21 protein-coding genes, 1 pseudogene and 1 riboswitch are annotated in these 25934 nt (G+C 51.9%); of the genes and pseudogenes, 3 read left to right on the top strand and 19 right to left on the bottom strand.

The window, feature by feature from the left end:
* Positions 1 to 31 precede the first annotated feature (31 nt).
* The gene (locus tag A7K91_RS07635) at positions 32 to 1036 is read right to left on the bottom strand and encodes an ABC transporter substrate-binding protein (RefSeq protein WP_068681304.1); all 1005 of its coding nucleotides are present in this window, start codon (positions 1034 to 1036) and stop codon (positions 32 to 34) included.
* A gap of 171 nt (positions 1037 to 1207) precedes the next feature.
* A riboswitch (cobalamin riboswitch) is annotated at positions 1208 to 1405 on the bottom strand.
* A gap of 478 nt (positions 1406 to 1883) precedes the next feature.
* On the opposite strand from A7K91_RS07635, the gene A7K91_RS07630 reads away from it, so the two are divergent.
* Positions 1884 to 2807, top strand: a complete 924-nt coding sequence (locus A7K91_RS07630) for a helix-turn-helix domain-containing protein (protein ID WP_068681302.1) — start codon at positions 1884 to 1886, stop codon at positions 2805 to 2807.
* A gap of 270 nt (positions 2808 to 3077) precedes the next feature.
* Here A7K91_RS07630 and A7K91_RS07625 read toward each other — a convergent pair whose 3' ends face one another.
* The 17 genes and pseudogenes from A7K91_RS07625 to A7K91_RS07550 form a co-directional block, all read right to left on the bottom strand.
* A complete protein-coding gene (locus tag A7K91_RS07625; RefSeq protein WP_068681300.1) occupies positions 3078 to 3560 on the bottom strand; it encodes a tetratricopeptide repeat protein in 483 nt (160 codons plus the stop codon).
* A gap of 10 nt (positions 3561 to 3570) precedes the next feature.
* Entirely contained in the window at positions 3571 to 4890 is a 1320-nt protein-coding gene (locus A7K91_RS07620; RefSeq protein WP_068681334.1) for a deoxyguanosinetriphosphate triphosphohydrolase family protein, read from the bottom strand.
* 88 nt (positions 4891 to 4978) lie between these two features.
* Entirely contained in the window at positions 4979 to 5968 is a 990-nt protein-coding gene (locus A7K91_RS07615) for an aromatic ring-hydroxylating oxygenase subunit alpha (RefSeq protein WP_068681298.1), read from the bottom strand.
* 24 nt (positions 5969 to 5992) lie between these two features.
* Entirely contained in the window at positions 5993 to 7153 is a 1161-nt protein-coding gene (locus A7K91_RS07610; RefSeq protein WP_068681295.1) for a BMP family ABC transporter substrate-binding protein, read from the bottom strand.
* Positions 7154 to 7240: 87 nt separating this feature from the next.
* The gene (locus tag A7K91_RS07605) at positions 7241 to 7714 is read right to left on the bottom strand and encodes a (2Fe-2S)-binding protein (protein WP_068681293.1); all 474 of its coding nucleotides are present in this window, start codon (positions 7712 to 7714) and stop codon (positions 7241 to 7243) included.
* Positions 7711 to 10038 carry a xanthine dehydrogenase subunit D gene (gene pucD, locus A7K91_RS07600; protein WP_068681291.1) on the bottom strand — a complete coding sequence of 776 codons (2328 nt, stop codon included), beginning with the start codon at positions 10036 to 10038 and terminating at the stop codon, positions 7711 to 7713. The genes A7K91_RS07605 and pucD overlap by 4 nt, the downstream gene beginning before the upstream one ends.
* Positions 10039 to 10132: 94 nt before the next feature.
* A complete protein-coding gene (locus A7K91_RS07595) occupies positions 10133 to 11113 on the bottom strand; it encodes an FAD binding domain-containing protein (protein ID WP_068681289.1) in 981 nt (326 codons plus the stop codon).
* 19 nt (positions 11114 to 11132) lie between these two features.
* Positions 11133 to 12062, bottom strand: coding sequence for an ABC transporter permease (locus A7K91_RS07590; protein WP_068681287.1), 930 nt, complete (start codon positions 12060 to 12062; stop codon positions 11133 to 11135).
* A 122-nt stretch (positions 12063 to 12184) separates the two neighbouring features.
* Positions 12185 to 13297, bottom strand: a complete 1113-nt coding sequence (locus A7K91_RS07585; protein WP_068681285.1) for an ABC transporter permease — start codon at positions 13295 to 13297, stop codon at positions 12185 to 12187.
* Positions 13294 to 14376, bottom strand: a complete 1083-nt coding sequence (locus tag A7K91_RS07580; protein ID WP_245697316.1) for an ABC transporter ATP-binding protein — start codon at positions 14374 to 14376, stop codon at positions 13294 to 13296. Before A7K91_RS07580 ends, A7K91_RS07585 begins: the two co-directional genes overlap by 4 nt.
* Before the next feature lie 63 nt (positions 14377 to 14439).
* Positions 14440 to 14871: pseudogene (locus A7K91_RS26990) on the bottom strand (ATP-binding cassette domain-containing protein); the annotation flags it as partial.
* Between the two features lie 262 nt (positions 14872 to 15133).
* The gene (locus tag A7K91_RS07575) at positions 15134 to 15730 is read right to left on the bottom strand and encodes a nucleotidyltransferase family protein (protein ID WP_068681283.1); all 597 of its coding nucleotides are present in this window, start codon (positions 15728 to 15730) and stop codon (positions 15134 to 15136) included.
* Positions 15705 to 16820: an XdhC family protein gene (locus A7K91_RS07570; protein WP_068681281.1), complete on the bottom strand. Its 1116-nt coding sequence runs from the start codon at positions 16818 to 16820 to the stop codon at positions 15705 to 15707. The genes A7K91_RS07575 and A7K91_RS07570 overlap by 26 nt, the downstream gene beginning before the upstream one ends.
* Positions 16821 to 18128: 1308 nt before the next feature.
* Entirely contained in the window at positions 18129 to 19484 is a 1356-nt protein-coding gene (locus tag A7K91_RS07565; RefSeq protein WP_068681278.1) for a 5'-deoxyadenosine deaminase, read from the bottom strand.
* A 164-nt stretch (positions 19485 to 19648) separates the two neighbouring features.
* Positions 19649 to 20008 (bottom strand): hydroxyisourate hydrolase, encoded by a 360-nt coding sequence (gene uraH / locus A7K91_RS07560; protein WP_068681276.1) that lies wholly within the window; start codon positions 20006 to 20008, stop codon positions 19649 to 19651.
* Positions 20005 to 20532 (bottom strand): 2-oxo-4-hydroxy-4-carboxy-5-ureidoimidazoline decarboxylase, encoded by a 528-nt coding sequence (gene uraD / locus A7K91_RS07555; protein WP_068681274.1) that lies wholly within the window; start codon positions 20530 to 20532, stop codon positions 20005 to 20007. Before uraD ends, uraH begins: the two co-directional genes overlap by 4 nt.
* A 143-nt stretch (positions 20533 to 20675) precedes the next feature.
* Complete coding sequence (locus A7K91_RS07550) at positions 20676 to 21827, bottom strand: pyridoxal-phosphate-dependent aminotransferase family protein (RefSeq protein WP_068681272.1); 1152 nt, start codon at positions 21825 to 21827, stop codon at positions 20676 to 20678.
* A 231-nt stretch (positions 21828 to 22058) separates the two neighbouring features.
* Here A7K91_RS07550 and A7K91_RS07545 point away from each other — a divergent pair, with 231 nt between their 5' ends.
* A complete protein-coding gene (locus tag A7K91_RS07545) occupies positions 22059 to 23711 on the top strand; it encodes a PucR family transcriptional regulator (RefSeq protein WP_068681271.1) in 1653 nt (550 codons plus the stop codon).
* Here A7K91_RS07545 and add read toward each other — a convergent pair.
* The gene (add, locus tag A7K91_RS07540) at positions 23692 to 24807 is read right to left on the bottom strand and encodes an adenosine deaminase (protein WP_245697312.1); all 1116 of its coding nucleotides are present in this window, start codon (positions 24805 to 24807) and stop codon (positions 23692 to 23694) included. The two genes, A7K91_RS07545 and add, sit on opposite strands and share 20 nt — an antisense overlap.
* Before the next feature lie 173 nt (positions 24808 to 24980).
* On the opposite strand from add, the gene A7K91_RS07535 reads away from it, so the two are divergent.
* Positions 24981 to 25853 (top strand): hypothetical protein, encoded by an 873-nt coding sequence (locus A7K91_RS07535; protein ID WP_068681269.1) that lies wholly within the window; start codon positions 24981 to 24983, stop codon positions 25851 to 25853.
* Positions 25854 to 25934: the final 81 nt, after the last annotated feature.

Here is a 25934-nt window from a genome sequence, read left to right as displayed (position 1 = left end):
TCCTCCATAGCCTATCACTTTAAGTTTCATCTTACTTCACAAGATCGGGATGAATGACCTTGGCTACTTCCAGCAAGCCGTCAGCCAAACGAGGGCCTACGCGCACAAGCGGATCATTCGTCACCATATGCATGTTTTTGTTTTTGACAGCATCAATGGTTTCCCAGCCCGGACGGCTTTCGATCGCCGTCAGAATGGAGCTTTTTTCTTCGCCGAAATCAGGGTAAATGATAATTTCCGGATTTTGCGTAATGACTTCCTCAGCATTCACTTCATGCCAGCCGGCAACGGAGGATGCGATGTTAACGCCTCCGGCAAGGGTAATCAGCTCATCCAGGAACTCGCCCGAACCAACGGTGTAGCCTGGCGAAAATTCAAGAAATACCTTTTTGGCCTCCGCGCCCTTTACTGCATCCGTCACTTGCTGCTTGACATCAGTCATATGTTTTGCAACTTCGCCTGCTTTTTCCTGCAGGTTCATGATTTTGCCCAGCTCTTCCACCTTGGCAACCACTGCGTCATACGTTTTAGGGTTAGTGGCATAAACCGCATACCCCAGCTCGCGAAGCTGAGTAATCGCATCGCCGTTCATGCTGGAATTGGCCAGAATCAGCTCTGGATTAAGCGCGGCAACTGCTTCAATGTTTGTTTTCATATCGCCGATTTTGGCAATGGAATTGGCTTCCTCCGGATAGTTGCTCCACTGGTCCACGCCAACAACCGTTGAGCCGCCGCCAATGGCAAAAATCGTTTCTGTCTCGCTCGGCACCAGAGTAACGACTGCGCCAGGCGCTTTTTCAAACGTCAGCTCCGTTCCCGTCTCGTCCGTTATCGTCAGCGGATATTCCGTTTGGGCTGCGGCCGGCGCTTCCGGCGTTGCTGTTGGCTCTGCACTTGCTGTTTGCTCTACTGCACTTGACGGGCTAGGCGATGGGCTAACCTCCGCTTTGCCTCCGCATGCTGCGATCAATGCCAGCATCAGAACCAGCATCACCGCCATTGCCGATTTCATGTTCAATCTGTTCAACCATTTCATTGTAATCATCCACTCCTATGTCTATTTATTTCCAACGCAAAAAAAGGCAACCCCGACCCCCTTGTGCCGGAAATGCCAAAGTGAAGCCTGCGGTACCTTGGTTGTGTCTGCAACCCTCGCTAGCCGCAAAGCCAACTGCTTCTCCAACACCTCCCTAAGTCCACGTAGGTTTCAGCGTTATACAATGGGGCAGGTCTCCTGACTTGGACTAAAAAAACGGCGTCTTCCCGAAGCATTACGCTTCAGTGACCAATGCTGTTTTCCCGCCGCATTCTAAATACGGCATCGTCCTTACAGTGGCGGGTCCGCGCCGGAATTGCACCGGCTTCCCTATTAAGTCTCGGCCAAGCGGCGACGCTGAAGGTTTGTTCCCTCCGGCTAGCCGTTGTTGGCTTTGACACCCAATTGCGATACATATGCTTGATTCAGTAGTAACTATACACGTCAATCCCCAGTTTGTCTATCCTTTTAAGAGGTTGTTCAAAAAGACCGCTTCCCACTACGAGACATGCCTGGCGGCATGGTCAGCATCGAATATGACATTCAGCCGAATTTTCCGTTACTCACGTAGCTGCCACTACGCTCCGTTACTCAAATTCTAGCTTCAAGCCATCTTCTTGGTACTGGAAACCGCTCTTTTTGAACTTTCATTTTAGGAGGATGTTCAAAAAAGCCACTTCGCATTACACAGCATGCCTGGCGGCATGATTGACGTCGAGTATGGCATTAAAACTCAACTCTTAAGCGAGTTAGGCTAGCCTATGCAGTTATAGTTTTCAGATTGGAACCTTACTATAATGAAGAGGAAACAGCGCTGTTTCACTACTCTTGATTAGGGGTTGAAAAGATGAAGATGCTATCGGTTGGTCAAAATATAAAAAAGCTTCGTGATGAAAGAAATTTAACACAACAGCAGCTTGCGGATTCACTCGGGGTATCCTTTCAGGCAGTAAGTAAGTGGGAGCGCGGCACTACGGTTCCAGATGTTGCAGCGCTGCCGGAAATTGCAGATTATTTTGGTATAACAATTGATGAGCTTTTTAAGCCGGGGATGACACCGTATCGTAATAAAGCAGAGCGGCTTATATCGAAATACGAAAGCGACATTACTAATTCGGAAGCGTTCGAATTAGCAAACAGGGAATATATGAACCTTATTTCAGAGAAGAGCGCAACAGCAGCGGATATAAGCAGCTATGCTTACCTAAATGATTTACGTTCACAGTATTACCTGAAATTAGCTGAATCCCTTTACCTGCAAGCAATGGATGAGGGCAATAAACAAAAAGATGAATCCTATTATAAAAATCATCGACAATATATACTTTTTCTTTCCCGGTTGGGCCGGCATGACGAGAGTATAAATCGGCATATTGCATTGGTGGAGGAAACTCCGGATATTACTATGAATTATTCATCGTTAGTGACAGCATACAAATATGCCGGCGATTATGAAAATGCAATAATCACCGTAAAAAAAGGACTTTCGATTTTCCCGAATGATGCCATATTGCACGTCTATGCAGGAGAAGCCTACAAACATCTTGGTCAGTTCGATAAAGCTTTAATGCATTGGAACAACGCGTTTCAAATCGATCCTGAGATGATTGATGCCCTTTATTCGTTAGCTTTCCACTTCATTGAGACGGCTCAATATGAAGAGGCTAAGGAAACGTTGATCCAAATTAAAGAGTGGAATAATGAAAGAGGCTACATTATTGAGAACAGATGGATAAACGCTGAGTTAAGTAAACTGGAGACAAAAATATGATGTGAAATTAACAAGTGACCGTACAGTATGTAAGACTATGAGCTAAATTAAAAAGTAACTATTGTTCTATAGTGGGGCTGTCCAGAGAGTAGTCAAGTGACTACTGCGCAGCCCCAATCATTAATTTCAATTTGTACAACCATCGACTCCGATAAGGAGATTTTTCTGATATGCTTTCTGCATCAGTTCATAATCAACTGCCGCTTAAATAAGGCAAAAAACAAACAAGGGCATGCCATGTTGGAGCACTATTCCAACGGCTTGCCCTTCTTAATCCCACACCTTATTCAACTTGTCCGAATAAAAATGGATTGCATTCTTATACTCTTGAATGCCTTTATCACTACTTGTATCTGCTAATTGCTTCAATACTATTTCCATTGCTTCATTGTACGCATTCTGATTGAATCGCACCATCGCATAAAATACCTGGTATTCTCTGCGATCAGGGTATTTGCTGATGGCTTCCTCGAATATGAGCTTGGCTTCTTCGTACCTTCCCAAGGTTCGAAGCGTGCTGCCGAGCCCTAAATAGGCGCCTTGTCTTTCTTCATGACGCAAATCCATTTCAAGGGCTCGTTTGTAATAGGGGATTGCTTCTCGTTCTAGTTCCATTACATCGTGAACCCATGCGCATTGATACCAAGCCGAAGGATTCAGCGGTTCTTGAGTTAGCAATTCAAGCAATACCGTTTTTGCTTCCTCTAATTGGCCGGACTCTCTTAAACGAATGGCTCTTTCAAGATCGTTCATGTTTTCCCACCTAATCCCGTTCGTAAATAGACCCAATCCGGCTGGCGAAAAGCTCGGTATACACCTTCTCCGCGTAAGCGTCCGTCATGCCCGCGATATAATCGGCCACAAGCCGCTCCCATGGCCACTCTTCCTTCTGGCGTTCATAGCTTTGCACCCAATCCGGCGGCAGAATCAGCCGGCCCGTCTCAATATGCTGGAGGCTATCCCACAGACGCTTCAGCATATTTTCACTGCGCTTCTGCAGCCTTTGCACCCGAAAATCCTTGATCATCGTCACCCAAGCGACCTTTTTCAATATTTCCATGATGCGCAGCATCTCTAAATCCTCTGCGCCGTCCTTTACAAACGTTACGCGCTTCCAGCCGCTTTTGGGGTCGTCAATAATGCCCACAGCGCTAGCAAAACGGCTAACCCAACGCGCCTTCATCTCCCGTCTCGTGCGCGAGGACTCTCGCCCATACTGAACAAACACGGAATGCCACTGCCGGTAATAGTCCTCCAGCACCCTTGTCACCATGGCCTTCAGATCGGTTTTTGCCCATTGCACCGATTCCATGCTGGCGGGATCATTCATGATTTCACCAACAACGCCGTCAACCAGCCAATCATCCTGGAAAAAATCCTCCGACAGCAAAATTTTTCCGGCGCGAATGCCATCTTCGATATCATGGGTGGAATATGCAATATCGTCGCACAGGTCCATCAGCTGCGCCTCCAGCGTGCTGCATCCATCCGGCATGCCCCATAAATCTCTGAGGTAGCTGATGCCGGCCCACTCCATAGGATAGACACCCTTCATCTTGGAGGGATGGTTGAGGCAATAGGGATATTTGTTGATCGCCAAAAGAACAGCCGCCGACAGATCGAGCCCTCTTTCACTGCCCGCGCGCTTTTCCAGAAACATCAAAATTCTGAAGTTTTGCGCATTTCCTTCATAAGATATGCCGTGGCGTTCGCGCAAAATATGGTCCAGCACCTCTTCGCCCTTATGGCCAAAAGGAGGATGCCCCAAATCATGGGCGAGCGAGGCGCATTCCACAACCTCGGGCAGCAGCATCAAGCCGGGGTGTTCGTTGTTCGCCAGAAAGCTGTACGTTTTGGAGAGGCGTCTTGCCACCTCACGCGCGATTTGCGACACCTCGATGGAATGGGTCAGCCTGGTCCGGTAGTAGTCGCCCGAGCCTGCTCCAAACACTTGAGATTTTCCTTGCAGCCGGCGAAAAGCGGGCGATTGGATCAGACGCGCATAATCCTTTTCGTATTCGTCCCGGTCCTCGCTGGACAATGTATTATCTGTATCATGCAATCTAAGCTTGCGAATGTTCATCTTCATCACCATTTCTCCATAGAGGTTGTTCAATATGAAAAAAGCGGCGCAACCCGATATAATCGGCGATGCGCACGCTTTGTCAAGCCTATTCCGTTCCGAAGGTCACTCCGGCGCTTTGCAGCATTTTGCGGTAGGCAATGCTCAATCTGTCGCATCTGAGATGCAGCTCTGTCTGCAAATCCAGCGGCAGCAGCTCCGGCTTCTGACTTTCAACAATGACGCGATCCTGCTCCAGCAGCAAATCCTGGAAGGCAATAAAGGTTTCCTCCGGTTCGTCCAGCGCATAATTACGCTCCATTATCATATATGCGGTGCTGCAGCCCAAGTTGCGCGGCAGCACAAACAAGTATAGTTGAAACCGGTCCTCGCACCCCTCTATTCGCTTGGTCAACGAAACGCTCAAGGGATGATAAATGGTATAGGTATAAAAGGTGTTGACCCCAACGCCGCGACCATCGGGATCGGGCTGATACACTTCAATTTCATCGGTTTCAAGCATCCCGCCGGCTTCATGCACGCGATAATCGTTAATTTCCGAAAACTCGCTATCGCCAAGCAGGCCTGCATGCACAAACATGAGATGCGAAACATCCAGAAAATTTTCTACAACGCGCGGGCCAGCCGCAGCGATTTCGTAAGGGCCCATATATACCTGGACAAAATCCTCGCGCAAGCCGCTATGTCCGATAACAGGCTCCTCGGTTGACGGACTCCCCAGACACACCCATATGATACCATAAGCTTCCCTGCAGCGAAAGGCGGCGGTTGCCGCTTTTAGAGGAATCGCCGCTCCTTTGGGCAAGGACGGGATACGGGTGCATTTACCGCAGGCATCGTACGTCCAGCCGTGATAAGGACATACGATTTCATCGCCGCTCACCCTGCCAAGCGACAGCGGCACTCCGCGATGGATGCACAAATCCTTCAAGGCGTGAACGCCGCGCGAGGTGCGGAATACGACAAGCCGTTCATTCAGCACCTCTACAGCCGCCGGAGCTTCGCCCAGCCGAGATGACAGCAGAACGGGATGCCACAGATGAAGCAGTACCGGATCTTGCAAGATGTGAGCTGTCATTTCGTTGTCTCTCCTCTCTGGCTGTTATTTCGGAATAGTGCCTTTAATGCCCTTTACAAAATAGTCCATCATCAAAATATCCTCCTGCTTCAGGTAATCGCCCTCTGCGACCTTCAATTCTCCTGCTTGATCGTAAACGGGTCCGGCGAAGACCTGAAGCTTTTCCTCCAAAATATCGGTTTTAGCGCTGTTCACAAGCTCTTGAACTTCTTGAGGCACATTTTTGCCAAACGGAGCGAGGTCGACCATGCTTTCTTTTAACCCGCCATAATAGGAATGGCTTTCCCAAACGCCGTCGATCAGATCCTGTATAACCTCCACGTAATACGGCCCCCAGTTCAGGACGGGATTGGTTACATAGGTTTCCGGCGCGTAACGGTTCATGTCGGAGTCATTGCCCATGCCCCATACGCCGCGCTCCTGGGCTGCCTGAATCCCGGCGGGCGAATCCTGATAGTTGGCCAGCACGTCGACGCCTTGATCCAGCAGCGTAATAGCCGCCTGGCGCTCCGTTGCAGGGTCAAACCACGTATTGCTCCAAATAACCGACACCTCGACGTCGGGATTGACGCTTTGAGCGGCCAGCGTAAACGCATTTATCGTATAGATAACCTCTGGAATCGGAAAAGCGCCGACATAGCCGATTTTATTGTTTTTGGTCAGCTTGCCTGCAGCTAATCCAGCAAGATAGCCGGGCTGGTAGCCCTTCCCTTGATAGGTAGCCAGATTGGGCAACGTTTTGTAGCCGGTGGCATGCATGAATTTGACATCGGGGTATTTGCCCGCCACATTCACCATGGCATCCATGTAGCCAAAGCTGGTGCCAAAAATAATGTCGTTCTCCCTCGCAAGCTCCTCAAACACGCGCTCCGCATCCGGCCCCTCAGGAACATTTTCAACGACAGTCGCTTTGATTCCAAAGGTATCCTCGACCATCTGACGGCCCTTGTCATGCTCATAGGTCCAGCCGCCGTCCCCAGGCACTCCTATATAAACAAAAGCAACCTTGGGCAGCTCCTTGCCAGCCTCTGGAGACGCTTCGCCGACACCCGCTTCCTCTGACGGAGACGGGGATGAAGATGGACTTGTGCTTGCAGCGGGCGCCGATGCCTGCGAGCAGGCGGCAATAAAAAGCATCATCAGGGACAATGCGACAGCAGCTATCTTTTTAGAAACATTTTTCATTAAAATTTCCCCTCTCTCCATATCCATGCTCACACCGGTCTGCCGGTTATATCTATTGTTCAACTTAAATACAGCGACCTGCATGGTTCAGCTTGTATAGATTTTGGCGCAAGAGTTCACTGCTCGCAGGATGCCGCCATAACCCGTGCAGCGGCATAAATTGCCCGACAAGCCTTCTTTAATCTGTTCGGCTGACGGGCTGGGATGTTCATCCAGCAACGCCTTGACGGCTACGATCATGCCCGATGTGCAATAACCGCATTGAAACCCTCCTTCCTCCAAAAATGCTTGCTGAACCGGGTGCAGCCCCTCGCCCTCTGCCAAGCCCTCAATCGTTGTAATGGCTTTGCCGCTGCACTGATAGGCCATAACCAGACAGGAATTGACGGCTTTGCCATCCAGCAGCACCATACATGCGCCGCAACGGCCAAGCTCGCAGGAAATCTTCGTTCCAGTAAGGCCCAGGTCATCCCTCAGCAGAGCAGCCAGTTTATCCGACGGATCCGCTGCAATTTCCGCCTTCCGGCCATTTACGGTTGCTCTCCAAATGTATTCGCTCATGGCGTTCCCACCTTTTCGGCCAGCAAATCCGGCAAAATACCGCTCAGCTCCTCCCTGGAAATGGGAAGCTTGCCGATGGATATCCCTACAGCGTGATGAACGGCTGCCGTAATAGCCGGGGCAAGCACAACGGAGCCAACCTCGCCAATGCCGCGCGGCCCGTATGGATCATCCTGCGGCAGCTCCTGGATGGCATCAATGTGGAATCCCGGCGATATATCGCAGATGCCGGGTATCAGGTAGGTGTCGAAATTCATCGTACGCGGGACGCCTTCGCTAAAGCATACATCCTCAAACAATGCAAAGCCTTGCGCCATAACGCTTCCTCCCTCGATTTGCCCGACATATCCCATAGGATTGACGACCGGTCCCGCCGCCACGGCATGATATTGATCCAAAACGGACACCGCTCCGGTCAGCAGGTTAACCTCAACCTCCACGGCCGCCGCCGTTGCCGTGTACAGATAATGACCGCCAACAACCGGATCGGGCGTTACTGGAAAATGAAAATCCGCTTCCAGCTGAATCGCTTCTCCCGCAGCGGCAGCCAGCTCGGCATACGTAATTAGCGGAGAGGCCGTTTTTTTATCCCTTTTTTTATAGCCGCCAGCCGCCACTTTATGCCAAACCCCTCCCGGCCCCGTCTGAAGCTCCGAAGCTGGCAGTCCGGCGGCTAACGAGGCTATCCGGCATAAAATCTCCGATATTCGGGGAACTAAATCCTTCAGCGCCATATACGCAACCGTTGTGGAGCGGGAGGCTGTGCTGGAGCCATTATGCGGCGTGCGGTCGGTGTCTCCGATGACGATGCGCAAGTCGTCGCGGTGACAGCCCAGCATCTCCGTCAGCATTATTTCAAGCGTCGCCGTAATGCCTTGCCCGAACTCTTCAAAGCTGAATGCCGCCTCCAGCTTGCCGTCCGCGCTTAACCCCAGCCTGCCGCCCCCGGGGTCCGGAATGCCATAGCCAAGACCGGAGCCATGCATGGTCATGGCTGCGCCGACTCCCCGTTTCAGCCATGGCGATGGCGGCGTTTTTATCTCCCCCCTATCCATCTGCTCCTTCCTTAACCAAATGGGCGAAGCTGCCACAGACCGCCAGACTTGTTCCGGCCCTTCGCTCGGCAGCACCGTTTGGCCAAGCGGTCCGGGATCGTCCCGCTCCCGCAGATTGATCCGGCGCAATACCCAGGGGTCCATGCCTGCCGCAGCGGCAAGCCGGTCAAGCTGGCTCTCAAGCGCGAAGATGGACTGGTTTCCTCCAAAACCGCGAAACTCGCCGGATACTCCGTTATTGGTAAACACAGATACGCCTTTAACCGAAACATGGGGGATGCGGTACGGGCCGATGCTGTGCTCTGTTGCAAAATTCAGGACCGGACCTCCAAGCGTGCTGTAAGCTCCTGTATCCGCCACGATCTTAACCTCATGAGCAAGCAGCTTCCCGTCCCGGTCCATGCCCGTTTTCATGGTCAGCTTCATCGGGTGGCGCTTGAGGCCTGCCGTTACCGATTCGCGGCGGGAATTGTGGATTTTGACCGGCTTGCCCGTCGCCAGCGCCAGAAGCGCGCCGTATGGCTGAACGTTTAGTTCATCCTTTCCGCCAAAGGAGCCGCCAATCGGGCTGGAAACAATCCGTATTTGTTCCTCCGGCATAGCCAAAATGCGGGACAGCTGCATCCGGTCCTTGAAGCCGTGTTGAGTAGCGGCGTATACAGTCAGCCGTCCGCTCTCCTCCGGTACAAAAAGCCCGCCTTCCGTCTCCATATAGGCATGCATCTGGCGCGGCGTATAATAAATGCCTTCCGTTACATACGCGCAGTCCTCAAAAGCCTGCTCCGGCTCTCCCCGGCTGTAATCCGTCCTATGCAGCATATTGCCGCCGGGATGCAGCTGCGGAGCATCCTCAAGCAGCGCTTTTTCGGGATCGGTCACGACGGGCAGCGGTTCGTAATCCACTTGAATGAGCGACAGCGCGTATAACGCCTGCTCTACGGTTTCAGCCGCAATGGCGGCAATCGCATCCCCGGTATATCGCACGACCTCGCTGCAAAACACCGGCTGGTCGGGGGTGACGATGCCAAACCCGTTTAACCCTGGGACATCCCTGTGAGTCAGTACCGCTGCAACTCCGGGCGCTTTAAGCGCTTCGTCAATGGAAATCGCCATAATTCTGGCATGCGGATACAAACTTCTCAGCACCTTGCCATGCAGCATGCCCGGCACGGACAAATCCGTTAAATAGCTCAGGCTTCCCGTTACCTTCGCAGGACCGTCCGGCCTGGTTTTCCAGCGTTTTCCCGCTGATTCCCGATTAAGCAGCATTCACGTCACACTCCTCCCTCAAAAGCTTCGTCGAGCCTTCTTTAGCTCCATCCCTCATTTACATTCATTCCTTCAAAAGCTCCCACAGTGAGCATCACCCCTTCAATAGCTCCCATAGCCGCGCCGTTAAAAGATTAGCCGCAACCTCCTTGCGGTAATCCGTACTTGCAAAGAGGTCCCCCGCGGAAGCGCAGCCCTCCATGATGAGAGTGTGCAATTCAGCCAAGGAGGATGGACCAACACGCCGGCCGTTCAGAAAACGCTCCGCTTCATAGAGCCGATGCGGCAGCGCCGCCCCTCCTCCCGCCGTCATTTTGACCTTCGCGAAGCTGCCCTTCTCACCCAGCCTCCCCATTGCCGCAACGGTTACGACAGAGGGGGTGAATGCTTCCCGCCTGCCCAGCTTTTCAAAAAAGCCGAAGCTGCGAAACTCATCTTGCACAGCACTGGCCATACCATTTGCACTGTCGCTTCCGGCTCCAATATCGTCTGCCCCCTGACTTGCTGGAATTGCCGAAAACGCTGGAATGTCTTGAACTATTGGTATCACAACTTCAAGAACTAAAGCACCGCTTCCCCGGACACATTCTCCCCCTTCCAGCCAATCCTTTAGCAGGACTTTCTCCAGCCCGGGACCACCCCTGAACAGTGTCAGCTCGGCGTCCAGAACCAGCAAGGCGGTTACGGCATCTCCCGACAAGCTGGCAATATTCCCTCCCAGCGTGGCAAGCCTTCTAATAGAAGGAGCGGCAATAGCGGATACCGCCTTAATCAAAATCGGGACATGCGCTGCAACAACAGGGCTGCGTCTAATCTCTTCCAGGCTGGTCAACGCGCCGATTACAATTGCACCCTTGTTTGCATTTAATACAATGCTGCGGTATTCCATAACGCCGTCCAGACCGATGATGAGCGAAGGCGCAGTAGCTGCGCCATTTTCCCATTGCGTTCTAAGCAATGTGCCCCCGGCTACATAAACGGCGCCAGCTCCGCCTTCCTGCTTCAAACGCCAGGCTTCATAGAGTGTGGACGGTTCGGCAACCTTCACCGTACGCTTACCATAGTGAACAGCCATAAAGGTCCGGTCTCCTTCCTCAAGACCTCTGCTCGCGCACATATGCTGAACCAAGCGACTTTGGCTCCGGAGACGGCACGTGCCGGCCCCGCCAGCCCACAATCATCAGCACCACAATCGTCACGAGATAAGGAAGCATTTTCAGAAAATAGGACGGTATTCCGATTTCCATTAATTGCAGGCGGAAGCCCAAAGCGTCCAAACCGCCGAACAGATAGGCTCCGCCCAAAGCATACAACGGATTCCAGGCCGCCAGAATGATCAGCGCAATGGCAATCCACCCTCTTCCCGAGGTCATGCCTTCCATCCAATTGGGTGAATACACCATGATCAGGTAACAGCCGGCAAGTCCCATCAGCATAGCGCCTCCAATGACATGAAGATAGCGCGTCAAGCCAACCCTCAGCCCCATCGCATCGGAGGTGGCGGGACTATCGCCGATTGCCCGGAGATGGAGGCCCCACGATGTTTTGTATATATAGAGATAAAGGACCGCAACCAGGCCAAAGCTGATCCAGATAAAAACATCCAGATTGGAAAAAATAGCGCCTGCAAAAGGAATCTTTTCCAGCCAGGGCATGGACAGCCTTGGGACAGTCACCGCAAGCGCCGCGCCCGCAACCGGCTTTCCCAGATAGGCGCTAAGTCCGGTTCCGAACAGAGTCAGAGCCAGGCCGCTGACAATTTGATTGGCCCTCAGCGTCACGCAAAGGAAAGCATGGGCAAGCCCGATTCCGCCCGCAGCTGCCAGCGAGGCTAGCACAGACAGCAGCATACTGCCGGTCCCGGCAAAGGTAAGGCACGAAACAACCGCGCCAATCAGCATGGTGCCTTCCGTCCCCAGGAAAATGACGCCCGAGCGTTCGCTTAAAATACCGCCCAGCACGGCGAACAGAAGAGGCGTGCCGGATGAAATTGACGCAATAATCAGATAACTGTAAAAATCCATCCCCTAACCTCCTTCTATTGCATGAAGGGATTGCGGCAGGCTAGCCCATAGGGCAGTCCGCATCAGACAGCCCGCTTAAGAAGGCGGTGCAGGCTGCCTTGGGAAAATTGCTCAGCCGAATGTTAGCGGCGGACGAAACGGTATTTTCCCAGCATTTCGCCGCCAATAAGCGTAATAAGAATGGCGCCTTGCAGCATCATCGACATGGAGGAGGGCAAGCCGATCGTCTGAACGCTGTAGCCTCCCACAATTAAACCGCCGACAAACAGCGAGGCCGGGATCATGGCCCAAGGATTCAGCTTGGCCAGCCATGCCACGATGATGGCGGTGTAGCCGTATCCTGGCGATAGGCCATACATAAGCCGATGGGCAACGCCGGACACCTCGCTCATACCCGCAAGTCCAGCCAATCCACCGCTTATTATCATAACGATCAGGATGTGGCGGTTAATGGATATGCCGCCGTATTTGGTCGCGCTCGGATTTGCTCCCAGCACCTTCATCTCGTAGCCCCACCTTGTTTTGCCCAGGAAAAAAGCAAACGCCACAGCCGCGATGAGCGCAAACAGCAAGCCATAGTGCAGCCGCGTCCCTTGAAAGGTCATCAATTGCTGCTCTGGAAGCAACATCGGCGTGCCCGGAAAATTAAAGCCGGCGGGATCTCTCCATGGCCCAAAAACAAAATAGTCAAGCAGCAGCAACGCAACATAATTCAGCATGAGAGACGTAATGAGCTCATTCACGCCGAACCAAGCGCGGGGCAATGCCGTCAACAACCCCCATGCCGCGCCTGCCGCTATCCCGGCTGCGGCCATAACGGGAATGTAAAGTCCTCCCGGCAGCGATGGCATATAGATGGTGACAGCTGTTGCGGCTATAGCGCCGGCCACCAGTTGGCCCTCGGCTCCGATATTCCAGATGGATATCCGGTATGCCGCTGCCACGCCAAGCCCGCAGAGCAGAAGCGGGATGCTTTTGACCAGCGTTTCGCTAATTCCGAAGGAGCTGCCGAATGCGCCTTGGGCCATTTTGGCGTAAACCGTTAGAGGATTCATTCCGTTCAGCCAGATAAAAATTCCGCAGATAGCCAGAGCAGCAAGCACCCAGGCCAGCGGCATCCACCAGGCTCCACCCTTTTTCAGGTGATCGTAATGCAGCTCAAACGGCAGCTGTAGCCGGACTAATTTGCGTCTGTCCGCTTTGCCGATGACCTCAGCAGCCGATTCCCGCTTCATACAACGGCCTCCTCCTCCGACTGATTCAGTCCCGCCATCATGCGGCCAATTTGCTCCCTGTCCGGCTTCGCTCCATCGGCTTCTCCTACGATCATGCCGTTATACATAACGAAAATACGGTCGGACAAGCTCATCACCTCGTCCAAATCCTCAGAGATAAGCAAAACGCCCGCCGAATCGCTGCGCAGCTTCTTCAGCATGGCGTGAACCGCTTCCGCAGCCCCGACATCCAGCCCCTGCGTGGGATGTACCGCCACCATCAGCTTAGGCCGCTGGCTGATTTCTCTCGCCAGGAGCAGCTTCTGCTGATTCCCCCCGGACAGCTGCCCGACAGGGCTTTCCAGGTCTGGCGCACGTACGTCGAATCGGGCAACAAGCTCTTGAGCCCAGTTGAGGTTATTTTTTTTCCTGAGCAAACCAAAGCGGGAGCGTTCGGTGCGGTCATAGGATTTCAGCAGCAAATTGTCGACGATGCCAAGACTGCCGGCAAGCCCGCTTTTCATCCGGTTTTCCGGCACATGAGCAATACCTTCTCGAATGCGCTCCCGGACGGAGCTGCGTTCCATTCGTTTGCCAAGATAGAGCATTTGACCGCCCGCCCATTCTTTTAGTCCCGTGAGCGCCTCCGCCAGCTCCAGCTGGCCGTTGCCGGCTACGCCCGCGATACCTACGATTTCGCCCTCGCGCACCTGAAGGCTGACTCCATCCAGGGAGCGGCCGCCATGCTCATTCGCCACTGTCATCCCATCCACCGACAGCACAATATCGCCGGGTTTTCGGGGCTGAGGGCGTTGGTGCGGCTGAAGTGGCTGTAGTTGTTGCAAGGGCTGGAGTGCTTGGCGGTGTTGGAGGGGCAAGCTCTCCTTCCTTTCACGCCCGACCATTAATTCTGCAAGCCGAGCGGCGCTGGTGCTCTCCGGGCTGCATTCAACCACCGTTTTCCCTCGGCGCATAATCGTAATGGCATCCGCCACAGCCATAACTTCCTTTAGCTTGTGTGTCGTAATGACCATTGTTTTGCCGCTTTTTTTCAAGTCCCGAAGCGTTTCGAATAAAACCTCCGCTTCGCCAGGCGTCAATACCGAGGTCGGCTCATCCAGCAGGATGATATCAGCTCCCCGATAAAGCGTTTTGACAATTTCGACTCTCTGCTGCTCGCCGACAGATAGAGACTAAACCGGCTTCAGCAGCTCCACTTGCAGTCCGTATGCGCTGCATATCGCATCGATCACTTCAAGCTTTTGTTTGCGCCATGAGCTTCCCCGCCAAACCTGGCCCCGTTCACCCAAAATAATATTTTCAAGTGCGGTCAAAGCGGGAACCAGCCGGAAGCTCTGGTGCACCATGCCGATACCAAGGGCCATCGCGTCTCGTGGCGATGCAATTCGGACAGTGCTTCCATGAATCAGGGTTTCTCCGCCGTCGGCTCTGTAAATGCCTGTCAGCAAACTCATAACCGTGCTTTTTCCAGCGCCGTTTTCGCCCAAAAGCGCATGAATTTCCCCACGCTTAACTGCAAAATCAACATGGTCGTTTGCCAGCACTCCGCCAAAGCGCTTCACAATTCCTTTCATTTGAATGGCGTATCGGCTCACCGCTTCCCCTCCTTTTCCCGCATGCACACCCAGCCGTTTTCATTTCTCAATGCCTAGTTCACAATTCTCAATTGTCTATTCTCCACTCTCTATTCTCTTTTCTCTTACTCTCTATTTTCCCTTCTCTTACTCTCTATTTTCCCTTCTCTTACTTTCTATTTTCCCTTCTCTTACTTTCTATTCTCTATTCTCTTTCTCTCTATTCTCGATTCTCGCCGACCTCGCTCATTTCTTCTCTCAACTATTTCAAGGCAATACAGTAACGATTCAATACTTCCATGTCTTCCTCTGTATCAACATCCAGCAAACGTCTGGAATCTTCGGCAAAAATATCGCTGCCTCGCCATCTGCTGTCTCCCAGCAACCTTCTTGCGCCTGCATCGCCCTCCAGCTTCATAAGCTGATCATACATGGTGCTAGCCAGCAATATGGGAGGTTGCCTCGTAATGCCGTCGCTACTGACGACGTAATCAAGGCCCGTATGCTCATAAAAATGGCCAATCAGCCTATTAATCATTTCTCCGGTAACCAGCGGCTGATCGCCGAGCATTATGACCAAGCCACGGGGTATTTTCAGGGAGTCCAGCATGGCATTGACGCCGCTCCTGATGGAAAAAGACATACCCTGCTCCGCATCCTCCGCCTCCAAAATAATACATGGTTTCCCAATTCGGCTTGCCCTCTGTGAATAAGGCTCCAGCCAGCGTTTGTCGCTACCCTTACGGACAACGACATAAACAATGTCGAGGCACGATTCCATCGCGGCGGCAAGCCCCAAGCCTCCTAATGTTTCAAAGCCGGCACATGCAAGCTCAATACCGAGCTTGCTTCGCCCCATCCGGCTTCCGCTCCCGGCTGCGAGGTACACCCCCGCTATCCCGCACCCCATACTTAGTCCTCCCTCGTTTAACGCTTATCAGCTCCGCAACAATGCTGATTGCGATTTCCTCTGGCCCGTCTCCTGCAATAGGGAGCCCTACGGGATAATGGAGCATCGGGGGAAGCGGTTTGCCGCCTAACATCCGTTCCGTCCTCGAGGTTGAGCCCATTATTCCGATATAGTGGGGAGAAGCAGCAAGCGCGAGCTCCAGAAACTCCCCATCCCGCTGAAATTGATGACTCATTATGACCACATAATCGCCGTTCCCGATCTTCAGCTTGCTCTCCAATTCAGAAGGAAAGCCGCAAGCCATCTCTGCGCCGGGAAACCGTTCAGGCGTGCAGACGCCTTCCCGAAAGTCCGCTACGAGCACCCGAAATCCGACTCGCAACGCCAAATCGCATACCGGCCTTGCATCGTCGCCTGCACCAAACAGTACAAGTCTTGGTTTGGGATGCCACAACATCGCAATGTAGCTGCCCTCTGCAATGTAATTGCCCTCCGCAATGACAGGCTGTAAATCCTTTTGACCGAAAGAGATACAATGAGGGGATGAGACAACGTGAAGGTTTTGTTCATTGTTCGGCGAGCGGGATGGGCGGGCTGCCGACAAGGTTGCTGGCAAAGCCGAATACCTGGAGGGCAGCAAGCAGTCATCCATATGGCGGGTAAATAGAACAGAATAGCCCTTCTGTAAAAGCTCATCCGCTTTGGTAAGAGCAATTAGCAGGGGGCCTGCTACCGGCTCCAGCAAAATGGTTATTTTTCCGCCGCACCCTATTGCCTCTCCCCAAGCGAAATCGTCGGCGAATGTCATATCATACAGCACCTGCTGCGGTTTCCCCCCGTCGAGTACGGCGGAAACATATTCCGCCAGATCGGCTTCCAGGCAACCGGGGCTTAAGCTGCCCTCCTTGCCGCCTCCCTCGGCCAGCACCATCATGGAGCCCGCCTTGCGATACGCATGGCCGGCGACATTAACTATACTAGCTAACACACAATGACCCGGCATCCTTAATGCCCCCTTGACCACATCCGCGGCATCCATATCCCCACCTCCCGTTTTGGTAACAATGAAAAGCCACCGTTTCCTGAACAGTTACCATGATGGCTTTATGGATCAACACTACAATCAGCGACCGATAGGATGTGAAGACATTTATTTAATCAAAATAGTGCGGCTCCTGCATTTGCATGAATCATGATGGCCGTTAGGCAGAAAGTGTTTGTGCGATTAATCGTACAAACGAGTTGGGATTCACCCCGGCGGGCGCCATTTTGTACGATGAATCGTACAAATGCACTGGAATTCACTCCGGCGGGCGTCATTTTGTACGATAAATCGTACAAATGCACTGAGATTCGCTCTGACGAGCGTCATTTTGTACGATGAATCGTACAAATGCACTGGGATTCGCTCAGACGAGCGTCATTTTGTACGATGAATCGTACAAATGCACTGGGATTCACTCCGGCGGGCGTCATTTTGTACGATGAATCGTACAAATGCACTGGAATTCACTCCGGCGGGCGCCATTTTGTACGATGAATCATACAAGTGCACTGGGATTCACTCCGGCGGGCGTCATTTTGTACGATGAATCGTACAAATGCACTGGAATTCACTCCGGCGAGCGTCATTTTGTACGATGAATCGTACAAATGCACTGAGATTCGCTCAGACGAGCGTCATTTTGTACGATGAATCGTACAAATGTACAGGAATTCACTCCGGCGGGCGTCATTTTGTACGATGAATCGTACAAATGCACTAGGATTCACTCTGGCGGGCGTCATTTTGTACGATGAATCGTACAAATGCACTGAGATTCGCTCAGACGAGCGTCATTTTGTACGATGAATCGTACAAATGTACAGGAATTCACTCCGGCGGGCGTCATTTTGTACGATGAATCGTACAAATGCACTAGGATTCACTCTGGCGGGCGTCATTTTGTACGATGAATCGTACAAATGCACTGAGATTCGCTCAGACGAGCGTCATTTTGTACGATGAATCGTACAAATGCACTGAGATTCGCTCAGACGGGCGTCATTTTGTACGATGAATCGTACAAATGCACAGGAATTCACTCCGGCGGGCGTCAGTTTGTACGATACATCGTACAAACTCACTGGGATTCACTCTGGCGGGCGTCATTTTGTACGACTAATCATACAATTTGCGCTTCCATGCTCGTTTAACGAGTTTCTCCAGCGCAGTTGCTTAAAAGTGAGAAGTCACCCTCCATTTTAGCCAGTATAGTCCTAATAATTTTAGATCTGTAATTCAAGCTCTGTAATTCTCTGTAATTCAAGCTCTGTAATTAAAACTCTGTAATTAAAATTCTGTGATTCAAGCTTTGCTTCCAACAGCGCCGACAATATTAGGCAGCCTTTTCAGCAGCCGTTCAATGGAGCGGTCCGCCTCTCTTAGCACATTCCGCTTATTTATGGTCAGCAGAGATTTGTTCTCCATCAGCAGCTTGCCGTTGACCATAACGGTATCTACATCGCTATAGCCTGCGGAATAGACAATGCGCGAGTATGGATCTGCCTGGAACGAGGGGTAGGCATGGAATTCATCCAGCTCCAGCAAAATCAAATCGCCTTTTTTGCCCTCTTCGATACTCCCGATTTCCTTCTCCAGCCCCAGCACCTCCGCGCCGCCCATTGTCGCCATACGCAGCACTTGACGCGCATTCATAACGGTAGGGCCATGCAGCGTCTTCTGCGCAAGCGCAGCCAATCGCATTTCCGAAAACATATCCAGCGTGTTGTTGCAAGGCGCGCCGTCAGAGCCGAGGCCCACATGGATATGTCTGCCAAGTAAATCGGGAACCTCTGCAACGCCCGACGCCAGCTTCATATTGGAGCCGGGACAATGCGTCACCTTGACGCCGCGTTCACGGATAATTCTCTTTTCCGCTTCGTCCAGCCATACGCAATGCACCAAAATCAAATCCGGCGAAGCAAGCCCGATATGGTCCAGATAGGCAACATTCCGCATCCCGCGCTCCCTCTCAACCAAAGCGATTTCACCGATATTTTCAGAAGCATGGGTATGCACCTTAACGCCGTATCTCTGCGATAAATTCCGGACGCCAACTAACAACTCCTCCGTGCAGGATACAACGAAGCGTGGACAAAAAACGTAAGAAATCCGTCCATTGTCTCTTCCATGCCATTTTTCAAGCAGCTCGACGCTGTCCCGCAGGGATTGCTCTGTGTTTTCCCGCAGCGGAAGCGGCACCTCGTCTCCGTAATCCATCATGACTTTGCCCGACAATGCCCGAATGCCGCTTTCTTCTATGGCGCGGAACGCTGCATCGGTGTGATGCACCGTCTCCATATCAAGAATGGTCGTTGTACCGCTGCGCAGTAATTCGCCGATACCAAGCATAGCGGAATAATAAATCGACTCCTCGTCATGCGCCGCCTCCAGCGGCCATATCCGCTGCTTGAGCCAATCCAGCAGCTCCAGATCGTCGGCGCGCCCTCGAAATAGCGTCTGACATAGATGAATATGGGTTTGAACAAATCCGGGCAGAAGCACTTTACCTGCAGCATGGATTACCTTATCTGCTTCGGTATCTATTGTGCCTCCCACCCTTGAAATGACGCCTCCTTCAATCAAAACATCTCCGGTATCCACCGTCCCTTTTTCGTCCATCGCAACAATCTGCGCATTTTTTATCAATATTGACGACATGTTGATTTCTCCTCCCGGCCTATAGGACTCAAACGGCAGCCGCTATTTTTAGAGGCCAGCTTTCCATGCGACTGCGCTAATCTCTACCAAGGCCTGCTACGCAAGAGGCTGCGCTACCTTTTCACATGGCCTATTTCCAAACACTATGCCGCTCTCCCTCCAGATCAGCTCCCCCGGTAGGTGGTATAGCTTCCAGGGGATGCCAACAGCGGGATATGGTAATGGCCTCCGTCTTCTTCCACGGCAAACCGAACAGGGATAACCTCCCAGATTGTTGGCATAAACCGGGTATGGGACGCATTTCTGAAATATTCGCCAATATAAAAGCGAATTTCGTACCTTCCCGGATGCAAGTCATCCCCCGCCAAAAGCGCTCCTTTAACGCGGCCGTCACTGTCCGTTAAGCCGCTTGAAGCCAAAACGGCCCCTTTTTCCTCATGCAGACGGTAAAGCTCAATTCTGACGTCTCTAGCAGGCAGCCCTGCAGCGGTATCCAGCACATGAGTGGAAAGCCCTCTTTTCATCCTTTGCCACCCCCAACAACTGCCCGGTCCATTTCCAGATGCTGAAGCCTGAACAACGCAATTTTGAACACTTCCTCCAGCGCCTTACGCTTCTCCTCCTCTACATGGCTTTGCATGCGCAGCAGCATGGAATCGGCTATCATATCAGCTGTTAGCCCCCGCACCGCTATTATAAAAGGGAAGCCGTATTTATCCCGGTATTTGCGGTTCAGCTCGCTAAAAATGTAAGCCTCGTCGCGAGCAAGGCGATCCAGACCAGCCCCGCTCTGCTCCTTGACCGAAGCTTCCGTCATCGGTATTGGCGCTCCCAGCTCAGGGTGGGCATTCAGCAGCATCAGTTGCTCCTCGTCACTGGCACTAAGCACAACCTCAGCCATTTTACTAAGAAAATCACCTCTCCCTCCAAAAGGAAGCTTTTCCCATGCACGCTCCGCTACCCACGGAGACTTTTCGAACAAAAAGCCAAACCGCTCTACGAACTCGCCTTTATTCATGCCGTTGCATTCCTTCACCCAATCCTCCATCTTGGCCGCCTCCCTGCTGCATCAACCATGTTGAAATGATCACTCTTGAATCATCCATACTGAAATGTTCCATCATGATTCATCCTTACTGAAATGTTCCATCATGATTCATCCATACTGAATGCTTAAGAATCTATCTCTAATCATTCATACTGCTTATAAAAGGCTTCAGTTGCGGCAAGCGCCAGCCCCTCCGGCAAGCCAAAACCTTCCTCAATCAAGGCAAGCTCCATTTCCTGAATCGTTTTTGTGACAGACTGGCGGCTCGCTCCCGGGCCGATTGTCGCTATTCTCCAAATATCAGCATCCAATCCCGCCGGAGTGCCCGCGATAGCGATGCCCCGGTGCCATAGCCGTTTTATTGTCGCAACTCCCGAAACGCCCTCTGGTACCGAAAAAGCCGCCATCATTGGGAGCTTACCCGTGCTGGAGCCAAAGGGCTGAAGTCCCATAGCTTGAAGCCCCGCTTCCAGCGCTCCCGCATGCAATTGCTGTCTTGCGAATCTGGCTTCAATTCCTTCACGAAGAATCATCGACAACCCTTGCCGCAATCCCCTTAGTCCGCGAATGCTTTCCAACTCGCCACCATAACGCGGCATTTCCCGGTTATTGTCCTCGCGCCTGCTTGCCTCATGACTTCTAAATCTCCAACGCCTGCCGGCAAGACGCGCTTCAACTCTTTCGTTATAGCTGACCTGTTCGATCACATCGGGAATGCAGAGGCATTTGCCGGGACTTCCCGCCACAGCGTCAACCTGCCAGTCGTCAATACGGAGCGGAACACAACCTGCTGTTGCGCCAACATCGGCCAGCAGCAAAATGTCCATCTCCTGACAGGCTCTTCCGATCTCCTCAAGCTTTTGCATCTGGCCTGTTGTCAAATCACCATGAACCAGACCAACTAAAGCCGGACGTCTCCTTTTCATCTCGCTCACTATTTCATCAGGCTCAAAAACCTCTCCCCACTGCCGCTCCATTGTCATAACATCCGCCCCGCAGCGCTCCAGCCGTCTGGCAAGGCGTTGCCCGTCACCGCCATAAATGGGCACAAGCACCGTCTCGCTATGACGCAGCAGCTTTTCGGCCAACAGCTCCGTTCCCGATCTTGTCATACCGTTTCCCGTAAAGGAAAAACCGTTAGCTGTTTGCAAAAGCACCTTCAGCATAGCTGTGGTTTCATCCGTAACAGCATCCAATTCAGCAGGAGATGGCTCCATCGCATACATGGCCTGATAAATAGCGGGATGAATATCTACAACATCTGGCGTCATCAGCAGGCAAGGAGCAGGCGGCATTTCAGGTGAACTTATCGCCCTCACCTCTTTTTATGTCATATTTTCTTACGCAACGAAAGGTTTTGAACTTATCATAAGGCGGGAGCGAACATTTGTCATTGTACATTTTCACTAGTGTTTGCCCGCTTTTTCATGCAAGCTATCTAAATATAGCTGACATATCCCTTTCCCGCATTCCGAAAATTCGTTATTATGTGTTATATAAACTAACACAAAAGCGAGGCGAACGATATGCTGCTAAAAGATTTATTGCAGATTCCAGCCCTGCGCCATTCCAGAATTGCAGCCGGGTTTAGCGGTTTAAACCGTAATGTTCATTCGGTCAACATGATGGACGCCCCTGATATCGCCCAGTATCTTCGTCCCCAAGAGCTATTGTTGACTACTGCTTACGCTGTCAAGGACCAGCCTGAATTGCTTAAAGAGCTGGTAATCCAGATGGCTGACGCGGGTTGCTCCGGTCTCGCCATCAAAACGAAACGTTTTCTGGAGGAAATTCCGGAGGCCGTCATTGAAACGGCAAACGCTCTCCAATTTCCGCTTTTGGAGCTTTCCATGGATTATTCACTGGGCGAAATAATAAACGACGCTTTAAGCAGCATTCTCCAAAATAAAACCGCTGAGCTGACCTATGCTATGGAGACGCATCATACCTTTTTTAACTTGATCTTAAACGGTGAAGGCTTGAGCGAAATTGTAGAGAAGCTGTCGCAGCTTATAGCCGCCCCCGTCGTTATTTTGGGCCCCAAGCTGGAGCTGGCCGGCTTGTCCTTGTCCAATAAGCCGGATTTAAAAAGGCTGAATCATTTTTTGGCGGGCAAGCAAGCGGGCAAGCTGCCGCTCGTCGGCGGCTTGCATCGCGTTTCGTCAAGCGAGGGCTCCGGGAACGACGTCATCATTATGCTACAGCCCATTCCCACCTACCAGCGGCAAGGCTATATCGCCGCTTTCCCAAGCGACGAAAGCCGCCAAAGGCTGCAGACGCTGGCGCTGGAGCAGGCAGCCAATGTGCTTGGTTTTGAAATGCTGAAAACGCAAGCTGTCAAGGACCGGACGCGCCAATTCAAAATACAGTTTTTTACGGAGCTGGTTCAGGGTGAAATACATTCGGAGCAGGAAATTATCCACCGGGGCAAGCAATACGGGTTGTTTCCAGGAGAGTCCATGTTGTGTATGTTGTGCGGCAGAGAAGGAGATGAACGGCAAACACAAGGCAGAAATGACCAAGGAGCCATGGAAAAAAAAGCCCGCGAAATCGACGACTTATACCGCGATTTGAACAAGCAGCTTCAATCATTAAAAACCGATTATGTCCTGTTTACCTTGAAAGACAAATTTGTATTGCTGCTGCACGCAAAGCAATGGATTGGCGCAGAGGCCGAAGGCAAGCTGCGGCTGGCGGCACAAATGACGAATATGGCGGAAGCCATTTCCGCTGCAAACGGAGCCCAGCTGAATTTCGGGATTAGCAGCCCTTTTTCCAAGCTGCTGGATATTCCAAAAGCGTTTAAGCAAGCAAGTGACGCCTATAAGTTGGGACACAGCCATAATAAGGCAGGGTTTGTTCAGTTCTATCATACAAAGGAGCTGGTTGATTTACTGAAGCTGATTCCCGTTGACGATCTTCAGGAGTTTGTACGGGATACTTTCGAGGATTGGAGCAGTATCGAGGAAAGCGAGCAACTGGAGTGGCGGCGCACCCTCAGCGTTTTTTACGACAATCATTGCCATATCGGGGAAACAGCAAAGCAGCTGTACATTCATCGCAATACCGTGCTGTACCGCCTGAACCGGATTGAGCAGTTGACGGGGGCGCAGGTGCGCAACCCCGCCGACAGCTTGCGGATCCGAATGGCGCTGCAAATCAAGGAGATGTTGATGTAGAGGCCGCTGCAAGCCAGGCTGCTTGGCTTGCAGCCATTTTTTTCATCAGCTCTTCTTTTTCGCCCTCCGGCAAAAAGGCCGACTTTACACCATTCATAACAAGCCCGCATAGCTCCTCCGCAGACAGTCTGAAATGCTCGCAAAGTTCGCTATACTCCTTAGTAATCGTTGTGTCGGAGACGGTCAGGTTATCGGTATTCACCGTTACGGTAATTCCTCTATCCATATAATAACGAAGGGGATAGTCCTCCCAGCTTTCCACCGCTTTAGTCTGGAGATTGCTTACGGGGCAAAGCTCAAGCGGAATATTCAGCTCAGCGATCAAGGACATAACCTCGCTGTTGTCCCTCATTCTGATCCCATGTCCGATTCGCCTGGCGTTCAGTCCAAGAACAGCTTCCCGTACGCTTTCCGCCCCGGCCGCTTCGCCTGCGTGGATGGTAGCCGGAAGCCCCAATTCCCGTGCTAGCCTGAATTCCTCGGAATACAGCTCAGCCGGATAAGCAGCTTCCGCCCCTGCCAGATCAATCGCGACCAGCCCATGCCCCATATAACGCGCCGCTGCCTTGACCACCTCCAGATTCATCTCGCCGGTATGGCCCCGCAGACAGATGGCAATGCAGCGGGCTTTTACGCCAAAGCTCGCTTCTCCTCTGTTCAAGCCTGCAATGACAGCCGCAATGACCTCATCCGCATTAAGCCCCGAACGCGTATGGAGCTGTGGCGCAAACCGGACTTCAATATAAAGGCAGTGATGCTCCGCCGCTTGCTCCACAACCTCAAAGGCTGCCAGCTCCAGCGCTTCCGCCGTCTGCAAAAACGGGCTAACAAAATCAAATTTTTCAAGATATTGCGTCAGCGACAAGCAGCCTTTATCCGCCTTCATATACGGAAGCAGCTCTTCTACTGAGTTGGCGGGCAGGCTTACGCCGCTTTTTCTAGCCAATGCCATAATCGTTTCCGGCTTGATGCTCCCATCCAAATGCAAATGCAAATCAACCTTGGGCATCATCTTCAACCTATCTTGCGATATATTCTGTGACATTGACATGACGTCAGAATGGGGCTCGATGTTTAAACCAGACGTTGTTTTCATTGCCATTCCTCCCTGCCTCCAGATTTTTATCTTTTACTATATAACAAAGCCATATATTATGTAAATATATTTAACGCGAATGGGCATATCCCAAATTTCCCAATCCCTTCATTTCTTGGCGTGCGATGCCGATATTGTTAGTATCCCTGTATGTTGGAAAGGAGGAAAAAGAGATGAAAATACCAGCTGCTGCGGCAAATGGGATTCCCGAGCACTTGAAGCGAGCCGCCACTCTATCATCGGGAAAAGGGGAACCCTTTAAAGAGGCGTTAGACAATACCCCTCGGGGCGATATGCCGGATCTGCTGAGCATCAGCAACGAGGGAAGAGAGCTGGCTGCGGGAGACGTCCAGCACAAGCCGGCCGTTTATTGGGGCAGCGCCGAGATCCGTTCCGCGTTGGACAAAAGTCTTCAGGATCAGCCGGAAAATGTTAGGGATGGCGTTTCCAGCATCATTCAGAATCATTTTTATCCGGCGGACGCTGCGGCGCTCAGCCAGGATGAGCGGGATGCCCTGTTGGATGCCGGAATGGCGCAAGCGCGCTTTGTTGCCGACAACTACATAATGGACCCCGGCAAAAAGGATTTGTTTCTGAGCACCATGCATCAGATCGCGGCTTTATCAAAAACGGGAACGGTTGACACAGCAACCGGCGGGATGAAATACGCAAGCCTCCCGAGCCGTCCCATAGGAGCGCCAGAGGACTATATTAAACCAATCGATCTGATGGAACGGTACGATCCAACGTCCTTTGAGAAGTACAATAACGCAACGGACGTTACCGAGAAATTATCCATCTTGATCAAATTCGCCAAAACATCAGGAAAAAATCAGGAGTGGCGCACCGAATATCTGGAAGAAGCCAAAGCGCTTAAACAGAAGCTTGTTGAAACTGATACAGGAAGTCGATTCAAGGATGCCGACACCTCTTCCATTTCTGCATTTGTTTCGGACATGTTCGCTCGTATCCGGCCAACTGATGCCAAGTCGCTTGAGGCAAATCTCCAGTCCTTTGCCGCCTTGTTCGGATATTCCCGGCCTTAAGGCGTGCCTGTAGTCACTACCGGCTTCGAAAGCTGCAAAAAAAGAGTCGCGCATCCCCATAGCGGAGCGCGGCTCTTCTAT

Source organism: Paenibacillus oryzae (assembly GCF_001675045.1).
Classification (GTDB): domain Bacteria; phylum Bacillota; class Bacilli; order Paenibacillales; family Paenibacillaceae; genus Pristimantibacillus; species Pristimantibacillus oryzae.
This window is presented reverse-complemented; position numbering and strand designations above follow the sequence as displayed.

Excerpts from the sequence above, each read along its gene's own strand:
- A7K91_RS07635 (WP_068681304.1), bottom strand. The coding sequence starts at position 1,036 with ATGAAATGGTTGAACAGATTGAACATGAAATCGGCAATGGCGGTGATG.
- A7K91_RS07630 (WP_068681302.1), top strand. The coding sequence starts at position 1,884 with ATGAAGATGCTATCGGTTGGTCAAAATATAAAAAAGCTTCGTGATGAA.
- A7K91_RS07625 (WP_068681300.1), bottom strand. The coding sequence starts at position 3,560 with ATGAACGATCTTGAAAGAGCCATTCGTTTAAGAGAGTCCGGCCAATTA.
- A7K91_RS07620 (WP_068681334.1), bottom strand. The coding sequence starts at position 4,890 with ATGAACATTCGCAAGCTTAGATTGCATGATACAGATAATACATTGTCC.
- A7K91_RS07615 (WP_068681298.1), bottom strand. The coding sequence starts at position 5,968 with ATGACAGCTCACATCTTGCAAGATCCGGTACTGCTTCATCTGTGGCAT.
- A7K91_RS07610 (WP_068681295.1), bottom strand. The coding sequence starts at position 7,153 with ATGAAAAATGTTTCTAAAAAGATAGCTGCTGTCGCATTGTCCCTGATG.
- A7K91_RS07605 (WP_068681293.1), bottom strand. The coding sequence starts at position 7,714 with ATGAGCGAATACATTTGGAGAGCAACCGTAAATGGCCGGAAGGCGGAA.
- pucD (WP_068681291.1), bottom strand. The coding sequence starts at position 10,038 with ATGCTGCTTAATCGGGAATCAGCGGGAAAACGCTGGAAAACCAGGCCG.
- A7K91_RS07595 (WP_068681289.1), bottom strand. The coding sequence starts at position 11,113 with ATGGCTGTTCACTATGGTAAGCGTACGGTGAAGGTTGCCGAACCGTCC.
- A7K91_RS07590 (WP_068681287.1), bottom strand. The coding sequence starts at position 12,062 with ATGGATTTTTACAGTTATCTGATTATTGCGTCAATTTCATCCGGCACG.
- A7K91_RS07585 (WP_068681285.1), bottom strand. The coding sequence starts at position 13,297 with ATGAAGCGGGAATCGGCTGCTGAGGTCATCGGCAAAGCGGACAGACGC.
- A7K91_RS07575 (WP_068681283.1), bottom strand. The coding sequence starts at position 15,730 with ATGGGGCGAAGCAAGCTCGGTATTGAGCTTGCATGTGCCGGCTTTGAA.
- A7K91_RS07570 (WP_068681281.1), bottom strand. The coding sequence starts at position 16,820 with ATGGATGCCGCGGATGTGGTCAAGGGGGCATTAAGGATGCCGGGTCAT.
- A7K91_RS07565 (WP_068681278.1), bottom strand. The coding sequence starts at position 19,484 with ATGTCGTCAATATTGATAAAAAATGCGCAGATTGTTGCGATGGACGAA.
- uraH (WP_068681276.1), bottom strand. The coding sequence starts at position 20,008 with ATGAAAAGAGGGCTTTCCACTCATGTGCTGGATACCGCTGCAGGGCTG.
- uraD (WP_068681274.1), bottom strand. The coding sequence starts at position 20,532 with ATGGAGGATTGGGTGAAGGAATGCAACGGCATGAATAAAGGCGAGTTC.
- A7K91_RS07550 (WP_068681272.1), bottom strand. The coding sequence starts at position 21,827 with ATGCCGCCTGCTCCTTGCCTGCTGATGACGCCAGATGTTGTAGATATT.
- A7K91_RS07545 (WP_068681271.1), top strand. The coding sequence starts at position 22,059 with ATGCTGCTAAAAGATTTATTGCAGATTCCAGCCCTGCGCCATTCCAGA.
- add (WP_245697312.1), bottom strand. The coding sequence starts at position 24,807 with ATGAAAACAACGTCTGGTTTAAACATCGAGCCCCATTCTGACGTCATG.
- A7K91_RS07535 (WP_068681269.1), top strand. The coding sequence starts at position 24,981 with ATGAAAATACCAGCTGCTGCGGCAAATGGGATTCCCGAGCACTTGAAG.